The following is a 1223-nucleotide window of genomic DNA, read 5'->3' on the forward strand; positions in this document are numbered from 1 at the left end:
GCTACAGCATTCGTCCAGACCTGATGACACTTGGCAAGTATGTGGCAGGCGGTCTGTCGTTCGGCGCCTTCGGCGGCTGCGCCGATTTGATGCGGCGTTTCGATCCGCGCAAGGCGGGGGCGCTTGCCCATGCCGGCACTTTCAATAACAACGTACTTACCATGTCCGCCGGCGTTGCAATGATGACGAACGTCGCCACGCAGCAGGCTTTGGATCGCGTCAATGCGCGCGGCGAAGCGCTACGTACCCGACTGGAGTCGCTATGCCGGGAGCATCATGCCCCCCTGTGTGTCACCGGGATCGGTTCGCTGTTCACCATCCATAGTGTTGCGGGGCCGGTGAGATCGATCGCCGATACAACCGCGCAAGATCAGCGCATCAAGGAATTGATGTTCTTCGATCTTCTCGAGCAGGGAATCTATCTCGCCCGGCGCGGCATGGCGGCGCTTTCGCTCGAGATTGATGATGCGGCCTGCGAGGCGTTTACCGCCGCCTTCGACCGATTTCTCAGGCGGCGGGAACTGCTATTTGCGGCAGACACGACCAGCCTACGTCCCGCTCGCAGCTGATACGCGTCTCGACGGAGCGGAGCAATTTTCTGGAAGAACAATGCGCTCGGAACGCACATTCAGGGGCATGTGGTCCAATCCAAGCCGCCGCGCCGTGCTCGCCGCTAGCGCCACAGCGCTGTCGTTGCCGTTCATTGGCCAGGCGTCCGCCCAAGCACGATGGCCAACTCGGGTAGTCAAGGTGGTCGTGCCGTTCGCAGCCGGCGGTACAACCGATATTCTCGGCCGGCTGATGGCGCAAAAGTTATCTGAGGAATACGGCCAGCAGTTCATCGTTGAGAATAAGGCAGGCGCCGGGGGCAATCTCGGCGCCGATTACGTCGCGAAGGCTGATCCGGATGGCTACACTCTCGTGATCGGTACGCCCGGTCCGCACGTCATCAACCAGTATATCTACAAGAACCAGCCGTTCGACGGTGCAAAGGACCTTGCGCCCGTCGTAGTGATTGCGCGCGTGCCTAACCTGATCTCGGTCAATCTCGATGTGAAGGCGAATACGCTGCAGGAGCTTATCGCGCTCGCGAAGGCCAACCCGGGCAAGCTTTCTTACGCATCGCCGGGCACCGGCGGCACTGGGCACGTGGCGACCGAGCTCTTGAAGTCGATGGCCGGCATCGATTTGCTACACGTGCCGTATCGCGGCAGCGCACCGGC

The 1223-nt window shown here is 61.2% G+C and carries 2 protein-coding genes; both read left to right on the forward strand.

The genetic code is table 11. The annotated features are described in order from the left end of the window. Positions 1–569, forward strand: a 569-nt coding sequence (locus tag AC0L2O_RS36190) for an aminotransferase class III-fold pyridoxal phosphate-dependent enzyme (protein WP_473373119.1), incomplete at its 5' end; no start/stop codon positions are given. A gap of 40 nt (positions 570–609) precedes the next feature. Beyond that, a partial coding sequence (locus AC0L2O_RS36195; protein WP_473373120.1) for a Bug family tripartite tricarboxylate transporter substrate binding protein occupies positions 610–1223 on the forward strand: 614 nt, incomplete at its 3' end.

The sequence above is a fragment of the Bradyrhizobium sp. Kon10 genome, from assembly GCF_055807395.1.